22 protein-coding genes are annotated in these 15,610 nt (G+C 48.9%); 15 read left to right on the top strand and 7 right to left on the bottom strand.

Annotation, left to right across the window (positions count from 1 at the left end; all coding sequences use genetic code 11):
- Positions 1–72: 72 nt before the first annotated feature.
- Positions 73–840, bottom strand: a complete 768-nt coding sequence (locus IEV46_RS08265; protein ID WP_229735983.1) for a chlorite dismutase family protein — start codon at positions 838–840, stop codon at positions 73–75.
- Positions 841–1,027: 187 nt separating this feature from the next.
- On the opposite strand from IEV46_RS08265, the gene IEV46_RS08270 reads away from it, so the two are divergent.
- Positions 1,028–1,282: a YuiB family protein gene (locus IEV46_RS08270; RefSeq protein WP_188431835.1), complete on the top strand. Its 255-nt coding sequence runs from the start codon at positions 1,028–1,030 to the stop codon at positions 1,280–1,282.
- Between the two features lie 92 nt (positions 1,283–1,374).
- Here the strand turns inward: IEV46_RS08270 and IEV46_RS08275 are convergent, their stop codons facing one another.
- Positions 1,375–2,181 carry a cobalamin-binding protein gene (locus IEV46_RS08275; protein ID WP_188431837.1) on the bottom strand — a complete coding sequence of 269 codons (807 nt, stop codon included), beginning with the start codon at positions 2,179–2,181 and terminating at the stop codon, positions 1,375–1,377.
- A 69-nt stretch (positions 2,182–2,250) separates the two neighbouring features.
- Here IEV46_RS08275 and IEV46_RS08280 point away from each other — a divergent pair, with 69 nt between their 5' ends.
- Positions 2,251–2,796, top strand: coding sequence for a GNAT family N-acetyltransferase (locus tag IEV46_RS08280; protein ID WP_188431839.1), 546 nt, complete (start codon positions 2,251–2,253; stop codon positions 2,794–2,796).
- A 65-nt stretch (positions 2,797–2,861) separates the two neighbouring features.
- Here the strand turns inward: IEV46_RS08280 and IEV46_RS08285 are convergent, their stop codons facing one another.
- The gene (locus IEV46_RS08285; protein WP_188431841.1) at positions 2,862–3,344 is read right to left on the bottom strand and encodes a divergent PAP2 family protein; all 483 of its coding nucleotides are present in this window, start codon (positions 3,342–3,344) and stop codon (positions 2,862–2,864) included.
- Between the two features lie 336 nt (positions 3,345–3,680).
- Between IEV46_RS08285 and IEV46_RS08290 the strand changes: the two genes are divergently transcribed.
- Positions 3,681–4,706, top strand: coding sequence for an asparaginase (locus tag IEV46_RS08290; protein ID WP_188431843.1), 1,026 nt, complete (start codon positions 3,681–3,683; stop codon positions 4,704–4,706).
- A gap of 60 nt (positions 4,707–4,766) precedes the next feature.
- Here IEV46_RS08290 and IEV46_RS18620 read toward each other — a convergent pair whose 3' ends face one another.
- Complete coding sequence (locus IEV46_RS18620) at positions 4,767–5,123, bottom strand: GDYXXLXY domain-containing protein (RefSeq protein ID WP_188431845.1); 357 nt, start codon at positions 5,121–5,123, stop codon at positions 4,767–4,769.
- The gene (locus tag IEV46_RS08300) at positions 5,026–5,361 is read right to left on the bottom strand and encodes a DUF2157 domain-containing protein (RefSeq protein ID WP_188431847.1); all 336 of its coding nucleotides are present in this window, start codon (positions 5,359–5,361) and stop codon (positions 5,026–5,028) included. The genes IEV46_RS18620 and IEV46_RS08300 overlap by 98 nt, the downstream gene beginning before the upstream one ends.
- Positions 5,362–5,605: 244 nt before the next feature.
- Between IEV46_RS08300 and IEV46_RS08305 the strand changes: the two genes are divergently transcribed.
- Positions 5,606–6,310: a glycoside hydrolase family 25 protein gene (locus tag IEV46_RS08305; RefSeq protein WP_188431849.1), complete on the top strand. Its 705-nt coding sequence runs from the start codon at positions 5,606–5,608 to the stop codon at positions 6,308–6,310.
- 65 nt (positions 6,311–6,375) lie between these two features.
- On the opposite strand, the gene IEV46_RS08310 is transcribed toward IEV46_RS08305, so the two are convergent.
- Positions 6,376–7,191: a nucleotidyltransferase domain-containing protein gene (locus IEV46_RS08310; RefSeq protein ID WP_229735999.1), complete on the bottom strand. Its 816-nt coding sequence runs from the start codon at positions 7,189–7,191 to the stop codon at positions 6,376–6,378.
- A 213-nt stretch (positions 7,192–7,404) separates the two neighbouring features.
- Between IEV46_RS08310 and IEV46_RS08315 the strand changes: the two genes are divergently transcribed.
- The 5 genes from IEV46_RS08315 (at position 7,405) to IEV46_RS08335 (ending at position 11,431) form a co-directional block, all read left to right on the top strand.
- Positions 7,405–8,034, top strand: a complete 630-nt coding sequence (locus IEV46_RS08315; protein WP_229735984.1) for a DUF4291 domain-containing protein — start codon at positions 7,405–7,407, stop codon at positions 8,032–8,034.
- 125 nt (positions 8,035–8,159) lie between these two features.
- Positions 8,160–8,543, top strand: coding sequence for a group I truncated hemoglobin (locus tag IEV46_RS08320; protein WP_188431853.1), 384 nt, complete (start codon positions 8,160–8,162; stop codon positions 8,541–8,543).
- Between the two features lie 16 nt (positions 8,544–8,559).
- A complete protein-coding gene (locus IEV46_RS08325) occupies positions 8,560–8,928 on the top strand; it encodes a group I truncated hemoglobin (protein WP_188431855.1) in 369 nt (122 codons plus the stop codon).
- 740 nt (positions 8,929–9,668) lie between these two features.
- Positions 9,669–10,754, top strand: a complete 1,086-nt coding sequence (locus tag IEV46_RS08330; RefSeq protein ID WP_188431857.1) for a DUF4236 domain-containing protein — start codon at positions 9,669–9,671, stop codon at positions 10,752–10,754.
- A gap of 47 nt (positions 10,755–10,801) precedes the next feature.
- The gene (locus IEV46_RS08335) at positions 10,802–11,431 is read left to right on the top strand and encodes an O-methyltransferase (protein WP_229735986.1); all 630 of its coding nucleotides are present in this window, start codon (positions 10,802–10,804) and stop codon (positions 11,429–11,431) included.
- A gap of 62 nt (positions 11,432–11,493) precedes the next feature.
- Here the strand turns inward: IEV46_RS08335 and IEV46_RS08340 are convergent, their stop codons facing one another.
- A complete protein-coding gene (locus IEV46_RS08340; protein WP_188431911.1) occupies positions 11,494–12,318 on the bottom strand; it encodes a YitT family protein in 825 nt (274 codons plus the stop codon).
- A 113-nt stretch (positions 12,319–12,431) separates the two neighbouring features.
- On the opposite strand from IEV46_RS08340, the gene IEV46_RS18625 reads away from it, so the two are divergent.
- The 6 genes from IEV46_RS18625 (at position 12,432) to IEV46_RS08370 (ending at position 15,566) form a co-directional block, all read left to right on the top strand.
- Complete coding sequence (locus tag IEV46_RS18625; protein ID WP_373284585.1) at positions 12,432–12,536, top strand: DUF255 domain-containing protein; 105 nt, start codon at positions 12,432–12,434, stop codon at positions 12,534–12,536.
- A 181-nt stretch (positions 12,537–12,717) separates the two neighbouring features.
- Positions 12,718–14,082, top strand: a complete 1,365-nt coding sequence (locus tag IEV46_RS08350) for a DUF4244 domain-containing protein (RefSeq protein WP_188431859.1) — start codon at positions 12,718–12,720, stop codon at positions 14,080–14,082.
- Positions 14,037–14,360, top strand: coding sequence for a hypothetical protein (locus tag IEV46_RS08355; protein ID WP_188431861.1), 324 nt, complete (start codon positions 14,037–14,039; stop codon positions 14,358–14,360). Before IEV46_RS08350 ends, IEV46_RS08355 begins: the two co-directional genes overlap by 46 nt.
- Complete coding sequence (locus IEV46_RS08360) at positions 14,361–14,801, top strand: hypothetical protein (protein ID WP_188431862.1); 441 nt, start codon at positions 14,361–14,363, stop codon at positions 14,799–14,801.
- A gap of 160 nt (positions 14,802–14,961) precedes the next feature.
- Positions 14,962–15,069, top strand: coding sequence for an HNH endonuclease (locus IEV46_RS08365; protein ID WP_229735987.1), 108 nt, complete (start codon positions 14,962–14,964; stop codon positions 15,067–15,069).
- A gap of 2 nt (positions 15,070–15,071) precedes the next feature.
- Positions 15,072–15,566, top strand: coding sequence for an SMI1/KNR4 family protein (locus IEV46_RS08370; protein WP_188431866.1), 495 nt, complete (start codon positions 15,072–15,074; stop codon positions 15,564–15,566).
- The last annotated feature ends 44 nt before the right edge of the window (positions 15,567–15,610 follow it).

Below are 15,610 nucleotides of genomic sequence, written 5' to 3' on the forward strand. Positions count from 1 at the left end.
TGTCACGGGACCAGGGGCTCCGCTCCCGGTAATCAAGGAGGCCCGGCCTGAAAAGGGCCGGGCTTTTCTCCTTTAGAGAGTGTTTAGCGCGTTCATCACATCCGAGTGATGGATACAGGTAAACATGGGCACATCCCGGAGAGTGTACCGGCTCGCTTCTGTCTCACGAAGCTCTTGCACCAACAGAGAAAAATCGGTGACCTCATCGGTTTCAAAGGCGACCACAAACTCATGATCGTCAATACCGAAGCTGTAGGTGGTGTTCAGCTTCACTGAGGGGTATTTGCTTCCCACCTGAATATGCTCGTCCATCATCCCTTGGCGGGTTGGATACGACAACTGGTACCAGTCCCGTGTCTTGATGAAGGGGTAGACGAAAAGGTATTTCTTCATCCCGGGAATGATGTAAACCCGGGGGTTTTGGTGTTCCGGATCCATTTTATCCACATACATGCTCCGTTTGGTGAAGGAGAGATAGGAATAGGTGATCTCCAGATATTTGCCAAGCCCGGTGTGAAGGAGTCGTGTCATCATTTCCTGGAACTGTTCCACGTTTTTGGCGATCCGCCATAACATGAAATCAGCATCGGAACGAATGCCGACCATGGAATAGGAGTGAACCATTACCCCTTTTTCCTGATATTCCTTCACGACGGCAGCGAATTCCCTTTTTCCCTCTTCCTGCTCTTCGCGGTCCAAACGGCGCCAAGCAGAATCCACTTTAAAGAAGACAAAGTTGACGAACTGGGTCGGCAGCTTTTTCTGCTGACCGCTTGGGGCGGACTCAGCGGATTGGCCGGGACGGCCCATCGGAGGTCTTCCTCCACTTTTTGGACGCATGTGACAGTCCTCCTTGTCTCTTGGTTCCAACTCCCATTGTATCGAATGGGTTTTCCTGTAGCAAACGGAACAGGGCAATTGTTGGCGGACTGCCACAACTTGTTCACCAGTCTGTCGCACAGGGAGCGGAACTGTGTTAAAATGTGCAGAGGAATATGTGCGATGAGGTTAGCGGAGGCGATGATCTGTGAGCCTGCCCCAGATTGTGATCGGGATTCCACTATTCGGATTTCTGGGTTTTGGGATTTCCTTTATCTTGAATATGATCTTAAAGACCACTTGGTTACCTTTGATCCTGTACCTGGGACTTTTGGGATACTATCTGTTCACTTTCCATCTGAAGAGTGGAGACTACTTGATGCTGACCGTGGGTCTGATTGGAATCCTCGGTGGAGGTTTGACAATTCGTCATTTAAGAAAAAAAGGTTATCGCATGTTTTAGGTTTAAACGTAAAAAACTGCATTCCCCAGGGAATGCAGTTTTTTATTATGAGACAAACTGATTCATGGAAGCGAGCTCCACCGGGGAATACTTTAAAGAGGGTGGTCGGGATCCGGCGGGTCGAAACGGTCCGGGTACAAAATGTGGGCCAAGTGTTCGATACCGGTTAGGATGCGGTGGGAGGGACGGCAGTACCATCCTTCTTCAAGAATATGGACCCGATCTTCCCGGGCAAAGGGGAGTCCCTGCCATATTGGCCGACCTGTGATCTTCTCTTTACGGACCCGCTCGACGGGGACACCGGTCCAAACTGCCAGGGTGTAATCGGGCTCTCTGGCAGCTACGCTTTGCCAATCCGTGCAGAGATTCTGTCCCTCTTCATCTTCAAACACATTGATTGCTCCCACCACCCGGCTGACATCTGTCAGCCAGTTTTCTTTGGCGGGTGTAAACACCGGTTTGGGCCACCATTCCCAATAGAGTCGGGGGGAAGGACGGTCCTGGGGAATCCTGGACCGAATTGATTCCAATTTGGTGTGGAAAGCTTTGGCGAGCTCTTCTCCCCTCTTTTCCATCCCTGCTTGTCGGGCCACTTGGATGAAATCTTTTGGTATATCTTCCAAACCGCCGGCGTGTAGCACGACAAAGGGGATGTCGGTCTGCCGCAAAGCTTCAATGTTTTTTTCCATTCCGGGAACACTGAGGGAAGCCAGCACCCAGTCCGGTTGCAGGGATTGCAAATGATCCATGTCGATCTGAAGATCCGGGCCCAACCGGGGCAAACGGTGAACTGCCTCGGGCCAATCGGAATAATCATCGACACCAACGATGTTTTCGCCGAGGCCGAGCGCCCACAATATTTCCGTGTTACTTGGACAAATGGAAACAATCCGTTGCATTCGAATACCTCCCTTGTGCCATGATGCAACGGCTGGATTGATCAACCTATTGAGAGGAGATGGATGCTGATGCCTGTCACTTTATTTCAGGAAAAACGGACATATCCTGTTAACGGACACATGGTGGTGATCCGCCAAGCAAGAGGGGAGGATGCACCTGAGTTGCGGAAACGATTGGCCCGAGTGGTTCGGGAAAAGGTGTATTTGGATGAAGCGCCGGATTCATTGCCGGATTCCCGTGAACAGGAAGAAGAGATTGAACAGATTCAGGACTCCGGTGGTTTGTATGCAGTGGTGAAAGTGGACGGGATCATCGCAGGAACTGCCCGGTTGAGACGGGGTTCCCGGGGGATCAGTGATCATACAGCCGCCTTTCGCACCTGGATCATCCCGGGATATCGTGGCATGGGCTTGGGAAAAAAGTTGATGGAGTATACGATTGATTGGGCCAAGGTCAACGGAATTGAAAAAATCAATCTGGACGTTTGGTCCAACAATGACCGGGCCATCCGGCTGTATCAAAAATACGGATTTCGGCTGGAGGGGCGCCGCCGTCGGCAAGCGATCCTAAACGGAGAATATGTGGATGAAATTTTCATGTCCCGCTTTCTATGATCTCCCATCAGGATATGTCGTGAAAGCCCGTCACAGGGAAAGTCGCTTTTCAATAGATCTAGGAATCATCGTATCCATAATCCATACAGGATTAGAGCTACTCCAATCCCAAACCAGGCACCGAAAAAAACTTCAATGGGTTGATGGCCGAGGATTTCCTTCAGTTTGACTCCGGTTTCGTGGCGGGATTTGTGCTTGTGGCGAAGTTCTTCCATCAATTGTGTGAAATCCTGCGCTAACCGGTTTAAGACTTGTGCCTGCATACCCGCCTGGCGGCGGACACCGGTGGCATCATACATCACGATGACCGCAAGAATGGTGGTTACTGCAAACAGTGGGGAACCCCATCCCTCCCAGAGCCCAACGGCGGTGGCGAGGGAAGTGACGGTGGCGGTATGACCGCTGGGCATCCCACCGGTGTTAAATAGCCAGGTCCAATCCCATTTGCGGGTGATGCTGAAATTCCAGGGTACTTTAAGACATTGGGCCAGGATGATGGCTGTCAATGAGGCCCAGAGTGGATAGTTGTCCAGTATGGGAGTATACATCGTCCGTTGTCGTCCTTTCAGGGATAAACCTCGGGAAACGTTTGTGTCAGCATATCGGAACGCTGTGGCATATAATGAATTGTACCACAAAAGAACCGGATTTTTGTCACTTCCTGTCCGCCCATCCAGATTCAAATAAATACCGAGAAATGTGCAGTCACTGAAAGCGTTTTCAATTTCGGCGGATCCTTTGGGGAGAGCCTGAGGATGCGCTTGAAGGAAGTGGCCTTTAGGTGATTCATCTGTATGGTGAAAGTCACTGGTGTACGAAAGACTGATCCTCCGTTAAGCTGTTAGAAGAGATTATTTTTATCATCATCCGAGAGGAGAATTGTGATGGAGGATGTGGTTCGCGTATATCGGGGAGAATGGCCGGAAAGTACTCACCGGATTCACGCGGCAGTTGTGGAACCTTCAGGGAAACTGCTGTGGCATTTGGGAGATGCCTTTCGCCCGACTTTTGCCAGATCAGCGTTGAAACCAGTACAGGCCTTGCCGGTGGTGATTTCCGGGGCGGCCAAGCGGTTCGCTTTTGAAGCGGCTGATCTGGCATTGTGCTGTGCTTCCCACAGTGGTGAGGAAATTCATCGGGACCGGGTGATCACGATGCTGAAGCGCGCCGGACTGTCGGAAGAGAACCTGGAATGCGGAACTCATCCACCGCGGGATCGGGACAGTTATCATGCCTTGATCCGGCGGGGGGAGGATCCCACCCCCGTTTATAACAATTGTTCGGGAAAACATGCCGGAATGGCGGCTACTGCTGTTCATATGGAAGAGGACCCTGTCGGGTATTCCGATGCGGACCATCCGGTGCAAAGGCGCATCCTGGAGGAAGTCTCCTTCCTTTCCGGTATCTCGGCAAAGAAGATCGTATATGGGTTGGACGGTTGTGGTGTTCCGGCTTATCGATTGCCTTTGGATCGTCTCGCCGCCATCTATGCGCGGCTAGCCAGTCCTTCCCACGTGGAAGATCCTTTCCGGCGTCGGGCGATGGAACAAGTGACAGATGCCATGGTGCAGCATCCGGAAATGGTTGGGGGAAGGAATCGTTACTGCACAGATCTGATGAAAGCCTTTAACGGCCGGCTGGTGGGTAAACTGGGAGCAGAATCTGTCTATTGCGTCGGTGACCGGAAAGAGGGACTCGGGATTGCTGTCAAAGTGGAGGACGGGGCGGAACGGGTCCTCTATGAAGCGGTGACAGAAATCCTTCGCCAGCTGGGAATCGGAAGAGATACTGGTGAATTGGATCTTTTGGCGGCTTATACCCGTCCGGAAGTGAAAAATGCAAAGGGTCAGACTGTGGGCCGAATCGAATCCGTCTTCACCCTACGGGCCGGGGAGCCGGTCCGTTGGTGATAAGCCCATGCAAAAAAACACCGACCTCTTCGATCTGCGAGGGTCGGTGTTTTGATGTTTTTACTCTATTCCCGTAATCTTCGCCTGTCCCCATGGAGCCACCTTAACACGTACTGTCATGGATTGCCGGGACTCCTTCAGGGCACGTTTCGTATTTTCAGGCGCACAATATTGTTCCAAGCCGTAGCGGAGGTGAATGATTTTCTTTGGCTCTTCCCTTTCCGGATTGAACCACCAAGTTGTGGTGGCCCGGGCCCGGATCCTTTCTTTGGGATTTGGGGGTCCGGAATGGATGGATTTTACCTTCCAGTGTCCCTGATCAGGCGTGAGAAGTACATAGACGAGACGATGATCGGAAGTTCCTTTCCCTGCCGCCGGTATGGAGAAAACCCTTCCGGGTTCGGATTTCGCCCGCAATGTAAAATCCGCCCATGGATATCACCAGGATCCAAAGGCGCATAAGAGGAGGGATCCCGTCCCAGTTGGAAGCGACGAAGGAGAGGATTCCCAGTCCCACCAGGATTCCGGACAGCACCGGCAGCCAATGGCTTCTCTCTTCACCTTTCCGTGACAAGATCTGTTTCCACTGATTCTCGGAAATAATCCCTTCCCGCACCCATTTTTCTCCTTCACGGCGCAGCCATCTCTGCGACATCGCTTATCCTCCTTGGGTCAGAATATCATTGTATGAATTGAGTTGTCTGAAAACAGGATGAAGATTAACACAAGTGTAGAAATATTCTAAGAAGAAAGCGAAATTCCTTTTCGAACTTAAAAAAAGGTTTTTTTCGCAGATTGTCGAAATGGGTGAGAGTTGGGCGATCGAGGGGAAGGGAAAATTCTTCAGTGTTGAGCAATTTTCAGATGGGCTTAAAAAACCAGTAGACACAGGTGATGGGATGAGACGACGGTTTTGGCTGATCAGCATATTGGTGGTTCTCTTGGTGTTGGCATTTCTGGAGTACCAGGGGATCATCTGGCACAATGAACTGTTCGCCATGAATTATGAAGTGAAAGGTTTGGATGTCTCCCATCATCAGGGGAGGATTGATTGGAAAAAGGTGACGGATCGGAAGGACCTGAAATTTGTGTTTATGAAAGCGACAGAAGGTCACGACTTTGTGGATCACCGTTTTCAAACCAATTGGAAGGAAGCCAGAGAGAACGGAATACGGACCGGAGCTTACCATTTCTTTTCCATGAGGAGCTCCGGAGAAAAACAGGCACAAAACTTTATCCGAACCGTTCCGAAGCAGACGGACAGTTTGCCACCGGTGATCGACCTGGAAATCCATTTGAACCATGACCGGGATCAAGTCAGGCGGGAATTACACCGGCTGGCAACTGAAATGGAAAAACATTATGGCAAGAAGCCGATATTGTATGTGACCTATGATACGTATAACACCTATGTGAAAGGGGACTTCAAGGAATTTGACCTTTGGATCAGAGATATCCTCAGGCCCCCTTCCCTGGAGGATGACCGGGACGGGTCTTTTTGGCAATACAGTAACAGAGGCAGAGTTCGCGGGGTGGATACCCATGTGGATCTCAATGTTTTTATGGGGGATCGGGAAGAGTGGGAACGGTATATTCGTTTTTGAAAAGGCATAGGTGAGTACTTCCCTGATACCTTTTATTCAGATATCTTTCAAACTTTGATGCCGCATCAGATTCCCAGCTCCGTCCACACCAGTTCATCGAGAGAGGTTTCCGGCGGGGTTTGCCGGGGGAGGCGGGGGATGATTCCGGGGATCCTATTCAGCTCGGATTGAATGAATTCGTGCAAAACCGGGTGAGGAGCGCCGGTTTCCAATTCAGCGGCGTTCATCTTTTGGTGCAACAACTCCACCAGGGCAGTCTGTACTGCCACCGGAAGTTCAGTTTCCTCCAAAATTGCCCAAATCGATGTCGGCGGCGGTGCCCACCGCTGTTCCATCCAACGGATACACAATAAGGGTCTGAGAACGTACAAATATTTTTTTAGTCGGACTTGTGACTTCCCCCGAAGGTGACTCCGATAATTTCCCTTGGCCATGTTCAGGTAGTGATGGGCGAGGCGATGCAGGGAGTAATGTGATCGCACCCATCTCCTCAACGGACCGACACAGGCTCCCTGCTCCCGGTATACGACAGGGGAAAACAGCCATTCCATCAATGTGGGATTGGATTTGCGAAACAGCCGGACAGCTTTGAGCAAGTCCCATCCGTTCACATCCAAATTGTCCACGATCGGCTCCTCAATCACCTCCCGAGGTGGGCTTACCCGCATATAATCCCGAACGGACCGTCTGTAGACAAAGCGGATATCATAGTCACTGTCAGTGGATGCAAATCCCCATGCCCGACTGCCTGATTCCACCGCGAACAGGATTCTTACATCATGTTCACTCTCGATTCGTTGCAATGTGGACAAGATCTGTTGTTCCATAGAAATTATCGACAGGAGATCTATCGATCGAGCGCGGTGTCTCCTGTCTTTCACCCCTTTCAAAAAAGGACTTCTCCGCAGTAAATGACGAATAAGAAAACGGATGGGCAGAACCTTTTTCTTTGCAATCTTATCCCATGGGATGGAAGTGGGAAAAGCTTATCCTGGCGGTAGGCGTCGGACTTTGCTTTCCGAACCTTTTCGTGGTTGTTATAATCAAGAAAAAATCGGCAGGACGGATCAATTTCAGGGGGAGATCATATCCGATTGAAAATTGAGAGATACATGGAACAAGTGAGGCGATGGCCCTCCGAGGGCCGTCACATCCTGGCACAGTATGACGAGACCACGATCGTGGTCTATCAGGCTTACAAGCCCGCGATCGGTCGTTTTGCAGTGGGTCATGGGTGTTTTGGCGGTCCATTCCGGTTTAACCGGATGAGTTGGATCAAGACCAACTTTTTATGGATGATGTTTCGTTCCGGTTGGGGTTCCAAACCGGATCAAGAGACGATCCTGGCGATCCATATCCGAAGATCCGGTTTTGATTCCCTGCTGGAGCAGGCGGTGCACAGTACCTGGAATCCAGTTCTTCATCCCAGCCTGGAGGAGTGGCAAAAGGATCTTTGGAAAAGCGAAGTGCGGCTTCAATGGGATCCCGATCACGATCCCTTCGGCAGACCGGTAAAACGCCGGGCTGTTCAGTTGGGATTGCGAGGGGAGACACTGGTTCGCTATGCTCGGGATTGGATTGTGGAAATTGAAGATATCACAAAATTTGTCAAAACACAGAAGGTATATGTGGATCAAGGCAAGCTGGATCAATTGGAAACTCCGCAGGAGGCTTTATATTTTCCGGAATCTGTCCAAGCAGGGGTAAATCCATCAATTCCATGAGTACAAGTTTAACTTCTAAATATTACCGCTAGACAAAATTGTTTGTTTACAATTAGGATATGGCTATACTAAAATTATAAGCGTACTCGTCTGAAGATTAAAGAGTCGGAAATGGGTGGTTTACATTGAAAGAAGAGATAAACCGTGATGAAGTTCGCACTCTTTACGATAAACTGGGTGGAAATACGGCCATCCGCGCAGTGGTAAATGAATTTTACGATAGAATGATAAATGATCCAGTGGTCTCCAGTGTCTTTGACGGAGTGGATCTTGTAAGTCTGCGCAAGCACCAAGCGCAGTTTCTTGCCTATGCTCTGGGGGGACCTGTCAAGTATGACGGCAGCACACTCCGGGAGTCTCACACAGGCTTGAACATCACGGACAGACAATATGAAGCCACCATCAGACATCTGAATGCCACTCTCCGTAAATTGAACGTGGAGCTTGAAGATCGGGCCAAGATCGAAGCATTTATCCGCTCTGTGAAGCCTTTTATTATTAATCAATAATCTGGGGGGGTTTACAATGGAAAAACAAGCGGTTTCCCTTTATGAGAAGTTGGGTGGACAAGCGGCGGTGGTAGCTGTGGTGGAAGAGTTCTATAAGAGGATCCTTGCAGATGATCGCATCAATTTTATCTTTGACCAAACCGATATGGATCGACTGAAACGACATCAAGCGGCCTTTATTTCTTTTGCGGTGGGAGGACCCAATCATTATACCGGCAGAAGTATGCAGAAAGCACACAAAGGATTAAACATCACACCGGAACAATTTCAGATTGTTGCCATGCACTTGTCCGATTCCCTGGCAAACTTTGATGTGGATCAGGAATCGATTGACCAAGTGATCGAAAAAGTGGCGTCTCTGAAGGATGACGTGATCGGCCAATAATCAAAGAAGCGCAATGAGGAGGGAGAGATTCCCTCCTTTTTTTGAGCTTTTTTCGTGTGCAGTTTAAGCATTTCCGGTACCCTTCTATAGGATGATATGAGGGACTTGTGGGGGTGCATCCAACCTGGTAGGAAAAACAGAAACTGAAGTGGAGAATCTGGTCTTCCTCTCCAAAGACTTTTATCTGTGGTGAAATGACAGTGGTGATTGCCGGTGTGGGCAGGTGTCTTAAGCGGGGGAATCTGCTGAGAAGAGTGGTTCCTAATTTTCCGGAAATAATGTTAACACTTCTCCTTGGCTTTGTCTGAACCGGGATGACAGAGGTGAATATGAGTGTAATAACGAATGTTTTCCATTATTTTCTGTCCAAGAACACATTTAAATCACCACACTTCCATCAGCGTTGTGATTTAAGGTTGGCCGTGGTCGGGATTGGGTTTCCATGACCTTTTCCGCCGTTCAGAACCGCCAAAATCACTCCATATGAAACGTGATCCTCCCTGTGAACAGCTTTTTCGCGGTTTTTCCGGCGATTCTAGATATACTCACAGGCGGGAGGGGGGCCCGCAAACTATAACTTGCCCTGACCTCATCGGTCAGAGGCTTTTTTGTTTCCCTCTCATCTGAAAAAGGACCGGGTTCCGGATCGGGGATGTCCCACTTTAACAATGGAAAAATACGCAAATAGGTCTAAAAACGGATGTTGGATACGAATAAATATTTATGAAGGAGGGACAGGGATGGAGTTTGGTTTTCGGAAGAGTTTCAGTCTCGGCCGGGGAGTCAGACTCAATATTTGTAAAAGGGGTTTGAGTGTCAGTGGTGGAACCTCGGGTCTTCGTGCAGGGGGCAGTCCGTCTGATTCCGGAGCAAGGTTCGGGATTACGGAGACAGGGCGGTATGACGAACTGCGTTTGAGCTTCCGACGGGCCCGCGCTTCCCGACAACAACAAGCTGAAATTCGTCGTCAAATAAGGGGAAAACAAGCGGGGAAAGAGCGTAACCGGTTGGAAGTGAAGGAGTTTGAAAACCAGATGGAGCTGATGAAGACGGTTCATCTGGAATGTACGGAGCCCATCGATTGGCAAGCGGAAGCTGCAAAACTTCCTCCTTTTGAACCGGGTCTTCCCGGGCCGAATGAGCGCGGGGCAGCTATCGATTTGGACAATTATAAGCCGTCTTCATGGGATCGATTGTTCAAGAAAGAGGAAAAGAAAAGAAAGGGCTTGGAACAAAAAGTGGTTGAGGCGCGGCAGCGGGATCAACAAGATTTGCAGGAGTGGCAAGTTCGGACGGAGCTGGCCAAAAGGGTTTTGGAGGGGGATCTCCAAGCCTATGCGGAAGTGTTGCGGATGGAAGCTCCCTTTGACGATATCGTTGATCTCGGTTCCAACTTGGTTTTGATGATGGACACCGACCGGGTGGAAGTGGTGTTCCAAGCCAAGTCCGGAGAGGTGATCCCGGATACGGAAAAGAGACTGACTGTGAAGGGAAATGTGTCCACGAAACAGATGACTTTGACAATGAGGAATCATATTTATCAGGAATATGTCTGCAGTTGTGTCCTTCGTATTTCCCGGGAACTTTTCGCTCTGTTACCCGTTGACGAAGTGTTGATCCATGTGGAAGGAGAGCTTTTGGATCAAGGGAGAGAACAAGAACCGCCGGAGACCATTCTTTCCGTGCGGATCACCCGATCCGAGCTGGCTCAGACTCATATTGAAAGCCTCGACGGCTCCGATTGCATCACTTCCTTTCCACATCAGATGAAATTTCTTGAAACGAGAGGCTTTCAATCTGTGGGTCGTTTGGGGTTTAATGAATAGATGGAGGCAGGTAAATCCTCTGCAGATGTTTGGAGGGAGTTGAAACGGTGAAAGAGAGCACGCGTTATATCGAATCCATCTATGGGGAAGATCCCATGTTGGAAAAAGTGAAAGAGACAATCATAGAGAATGAAATGCCTTCCATCTCGGTCAGCCCCGGATTGGGGCGATTTCTGACTTGGCTCGTCCGCCTATCCGGAGCCAAACGAATTCTGGAAATCGGTGCACTGGGTGGTTACAGCGGAATCTGCCTGGCTCGGGGATTGGATGAAGACGGAGAGTTGGTTTCGTTGGAGTTGAAAGAGGAATATGCCCGTGTCGCCCACAGAAACCTGATCGAAGCGGGTCTGGGAGATCGGGTTTCATATGTGGTTGGAGATGCATTGGGAACCTTGGCCTCCCTGGTGAAAAAAGGGGAGAGCTTCGACTTCTTTTTCATCGATGCAGATAAACAGAGTTATCCCAGATATCTCGATTATGCAATTCAATTGGCTCGTCCGGGTGCGATCATTGCTGCTGACAATATCTTATTGAGGGGAAAGGTTTTTGACGAAAGCGTTGATGAGGACCGCGTGAAGGCAGTACGTACATTCAATCAGCGGTTTGCCACCGATGAATGCCTTCTGAGTGCCATGTTGCCGGCATTTGATGGGATTTCCATAGCTATGGTCAAATAAACAAACGGTTCCGGATGTTACCGGAACCGTTTGTTTACTTTCCAACAGAAGAGACCATTTGCCTAAGAGGCGGTCCGTTCAAATGTAAAGCCTTCTCCCAAAACATCCCGCACATCATGCACCACCAGAAAGGCAGAAGGATCCACCTGATGAACACACTGTTTCAATCTGGGCAGTTCCTGGCGGTTGATCACAATATACAAAACCTCTTTATCTGTCCTGGTATAGCCGCCCCGCCCCTTAAGGAGGGTAACTCCCCGTTCCATTTCGTGAGTGATTTTATCGGAGATGGCAACGGCAGAGTTGGAGATGATGGTAACCGCTTTACGGGCATCCATTCCCTCAACAACCAGATCCACCACACGCGCCCCGATAAACACGGCAACAAGGGTGTACATCACCTTTTCGCGGCCGATTACAAAATAAGCCCCCATCAACACCAGCAGATCGAAGGCGAATAAGGAGCGGCCGATACTCCACCCCAGGTATTTATGACCCAGCCGGGCCAGAATAGAAGCTCCGCCCGTGGTTCCCCCGGCACGAAACACCAGTCCGAGACCGACTCCCACGAACACCCCAGTAAAAAGTGAGGCCAGCAATGTGTCATCGGAAATCGGATCGCCCCAGGAATCAGTGATGGCCAGAAAAAAGGAAGAAGCGATCGTTCCGATGATCGTATAAATCATGGTACGCTTGTCCAACACTTTAAAACCGAGAAAGAACAAAGGAATATTTAATGCCAGGTTGACCAGTCCCGGTGACCATTCAAACAAATAATAGGTGATAATGGTGATCCCGGCGATCCCACCTTCGGCTAACTTGTTGGGAATGGCAAAATAGTTGATACCCAGGGCAAAAATAAAAGATCCTGCCAGAATGAGGATCATTTCCTTCAGGGTATTTTTGGAAAAAGTCACCCAGACTCGCCTCCTTTACAAGGTTTTAAGATCTTCACATAAAATCCATTATACAAAGGCAGAAGCCACCGGACAACGGGAAAATTGCACCGTCTCAGCAACACAAAAACAACCGGGATCACGAGGATAAGCCGATCTTTCTCTCCATCGGGTATTCCACCTGCCATTGGTGTCATGTTCCACTTTAGAACCTGAGTCATTTAACCTATAAGCGACTGCACTAACCCCATAAAACTTCCGCAATACAGCTATAGCTGGATTTTTTCTTTTCACAACTAAAGTCCTATTGGTTAGGAAAGTCAAGATAAACTATAATCCAGTTGACGAACTCTTCCAAAAAGGGAGCGTGGTTGATTAGATTTTTTACGTTTGCTCCTTCGAAAGGTAAGAAGCAGAAGAGGCTCCCCCACCGTTGAATATGTGTTTGTGGTGGTGGCCGCCGCGATGTTGGCGGGAATTGTGGTCGGAATTGTAAAAAGTGAGCCGGTGCAGGCATCCTTGCGACAAGTTATTCTTTGCTCTGTTCCCTTCCTTTACGATGAAAACGGAGAACCTTCCTGTAAGGCCGGGAAGTACATGGCCAAAGAAGACCCGGAGCCGGAACCTCCAACGGAAGAACCAAATCCTCTTCAATTGGTCACAAAGCCTGACCTTGAAAACCAACCCCGGCCAGTAAAGAGTGATCCACATTGGTATGAATGTGCACTAAGCTGGGACTGCATCAAGAAAAAAGGGGGAGAGCTTCTTTCTGGCCCCAGTGAAGAAAAGAAAAAGCAGTTGCGTGAAGAGCGTATAAAAAGGCTTCTTCAGGAAGCACGTAAACACTGTGGAAACGATCAGGAATGCATTTCCAACTATGTCGGGAAGCGGATTGCGTATGATCAGATAGGAAAACATCCCCAACTAAAAGGTTTGATTGGCTTTTCCAAGCTGATTGGTGCTATCACCGGGGTCGATCCGTTTTTTGAGTTAGTCAGTTTTGGAATGGATCATCCCGAATTTACCATCGGTTTAGCCGCAACCATCATTGCTCTCTTTGTATCCCCTCCCCTTGGGGGAACGATGCTGGTCAGTGGAGCCATTTCCGGCGGGGTTTCGTGGCTTCAGGGAAACGATTTAAGCACCATCCTGCGGGATGCGGGAATCGGTGGATTTGCAGGAGTCTTCGGTTATGGTGTGTTCGCCGGGGTCACCCGATATGTGGGAGCCAAATTGGCGCAATCCACGCTCAGTCCATTCATACAGAAGTGGTTGCCCAAGATCATCGGCGGCGGCAGTGGAGGAGTGGCGGATCAATCGGCTTTTGACTGGTTGAGAGACCGGAAATTCGATTGGAAAAGTGCCACCATTGCCGGCATGATCGGCATATTGATCCCCTATGCCGGAGCAGTCCTCGACGGCTCCCCCGCCTTGGGAAAACAGTTGCAACAAATGATCCCCGGTGTCTCCGGCGACGGCACACTGGCGATGCCGTGGGTGAAGAAAAACGGGCAGGAAGCGGCGGAGGGGTATAACAAGGCTACAGGTAAGGGTGGAGGAACGGCTAAGAAGGAATTTAAGGCAGGAACACCAGAGCATAAAGCCCAAAGATGGAAAGAGTATAAGGAAGGCGGAGGAACATGGAGTTACGAGCGTTGGAGTAAAGTGTATGAAAGCAATATGCAAAGGGCAAAAAAGCTCAGAAGACCATGGATGATTATCATAAGAGAATTGGCTGGGGAGAACGAGAAGTAGAGGTGACTATAAATGGCCATACAAGGGTATTAGATATTGCTGACCTTAAAAATCAAAGAGCAATCGAACACAAAACAAGAACGGGAGAAACACCAAGATCAGGATATTTTTCTCTGACAGAGGAGATAAAATGGGAGGTTGAAAGAGATGCGATGTTGGTTAAGGAAGACTGGGATATAACTTGGGTTTTTGAAGATGCGAGAGCAAGCCAGCCATTGCTGGAGGCTATCCGAGAGGCAGGGATCAAGTACAAAATTATTGAGAAAGGTGGGACATGATTGAGCGACAAAAAAGTACTCAACATAGAAGAGGAGAATGACAACTTCCAATATTGGCTGATGGAAATGGGGGATCTTTTAGACGAGTTTGTGGAGGAAATGCCGAGTGAGCTTCAATTGGACTACTCTCCGCAATCGCTTCTGCGCCTGGAAGAATGGATCATTTCCAACTACAAAACCATTCCCGAAATCGAATCAAACAGCGCAATATTGGACAAACTTGCAAGGTATGTAGGAGAAACCTTCAGAAGAAATATTGGTGGTATATGGGAGATTCCTTTGGACAATCCCAAGTATGTCTTCTATGGAATTCCGCAGATTGTGTTTAAAGATGAAACTATTTCTCCTTTTTGTCCACTGATCTCCATTACTACCTGTGTGGATCGTAGAAGGGGAGATTCGCTTTACAGAAGATTTATGAATAGGACTCGATCTAACTAAGTAAACACCCCCTCCAAAACGGAGGGGGTTTGGATGTTCTTAGCCTAAAAGAGTTGGTTACTCTTCCAAACGGGAAAAGGACAGACTGGTCTGTTAAATTTGATAATGGTACTCGGGCAACTGTTCAACTTCGATCTGTTTATGCGGGATGCGGGGAAAGATGCAACTAGTGGATAGAGAAGTCCATGCAAAAGCTGGACATACAGGTGGTAGAGAAATTTGGGGTGGAGGGGAAGAAGCCGGAAAAGGTAAATATCGAGGTGAATAATATTGGTCAAGTGGCTGGATACAGATGAACCAGTAAAAAAAGAAGATATTGAGCATGTTGAAAAAGAATTTGGAATTCGTTTCCCTATTGACTATGCGGAGTACGCAATGCAGAATCATGGTGGTGTTCCTGATCCAAACTACTTTGACTTTGAGGGTCGGAAGGGAGCAGTTTTTGAACGGTTGTTAAGTTATGATGAAACACAGCCGCACTACATTTTAAAGGAGTATCACTGGATCAAAACACGCTTACCGAGGAAAGTGTATCCCATCGGAAGCGATCCTTTTGGTAACTACATTTGCTTTAGCTATCGTGAGAATGAGTCAAATCCGTGCATTGTCTTTTGGGATCATGAGAAGACCAGTCCTAAAACTGCTATCAGTTATGTATGCGATTCATTTTCTGAGTTGATTTCTAAGTTGTATGAAGCAGATACAGGCTATGTCCCAAAAATCGTGGAAATTGAAAGTGGCGGTCTCCTAAACCGTTTGGTATAACGGTGGTGGACAAACCAAGAAGGAGAAACCGCCACTATGAAAAG

The organism is Kroppenstedtia guangzhouensis, from assembly GCF_014637345.1.
In the GTDB taxonomy this organism is placed as follows: Bacteria; Bacillota; Bacilli; order Thermoactinomycetales; family DSM-45169; genus Kroppenstedtia; species Kroppenstedtia guangzhouensis.

Excerpts from the sequence above, each read along its gene's own strand:
- IEV46_RS08340 (WP_188431911.1), bottom strand. The coding sequence starts at position 12,318 with ATGATCCTCATTCTGGCAGGATCTTTTATTTTTGCCCTGGGTATCAAC.
- IEV46_RS08290 (WP_188431843.1), top strand. The coding sequence starts at position 3,681 with ATGGAGGATGTGGTTCGCGTATATCGGGGAGAATGGCCGGAAAGTACT.
- IEV46_RS08325 (WP_188431855.1), top strand. The coding sequence starts at position 8,560 with ATGGAAAAACAAGCGGTTTCCCTTTATGAGAAGTTGGGTGGACAAGCG.
- IEV46_RS08265 (WP_229735983.1), bottom strand. The coding sequence starts at position 840 with ATGCGTCCAAAAAGTGGAGGAAGACCTCCGATGGGCCGTCCCGGCCAA.
- IEV46_RS08280 (WP_188431839.1), top strand. The coding sequence starts at position 2,251 with ATGCCTGTCACTTTATTTCAGGAAAAACGGACATATCCTGTTAACGGA.
- IEV46_RS08365 (WP_229735987.1), top strand. The coding sequence starts at position 14,962 with ATGCAACTAGTGGATAGAGAAGTCCATGCAAAAGCTGGACATACAGGT.
- IEV46_RS08305 (WP_188431849.1), top strand. The coding sequence starts at position 5,606 with ATGAGACGACGGTTTTGGCTGATCAGCATATTGGTGGTTCTCTTGGTG.
- IEV46_RS08330 (WP_188431857.1), top strand. The coding sequence starts at position 9,669 with ATGGAGTTTGGTTTTCGGAAGAGTTTCAGTCTCGGCCGGGGAGTCAGA.
- IEV46_RS08300 (WP_188431847.1), bottom strand. The coding sequence starts at position 5,361 with ATGTCGCAGAGATGGCTGCGCCGTGAAGGAGAAAAATGGGTGCGGGAA.
- IEV46_RS08355 (WP_188431861.1), top strand. The coding sequence starts at position 14,037 with ATGGATGATTATCATAAGAGAATTGGCTGGGGAGAACGAGAAGTAGAG.
- IEV46_RS08285 (WP_188431841.1), bottom strand. The coding sequence starts at position 3,344 with ATGTATACTCCCATACTGGACAACTATCCACTCTGGGCCTCATTGACA.
- IEV46_RS08275 (WP_188431837.1), bottom strand. The coding sequence starts at position 2,181 with ATGCAACGGATTGTTTCCATTTGTCCAAGTAACACGGAAATATTGTGG.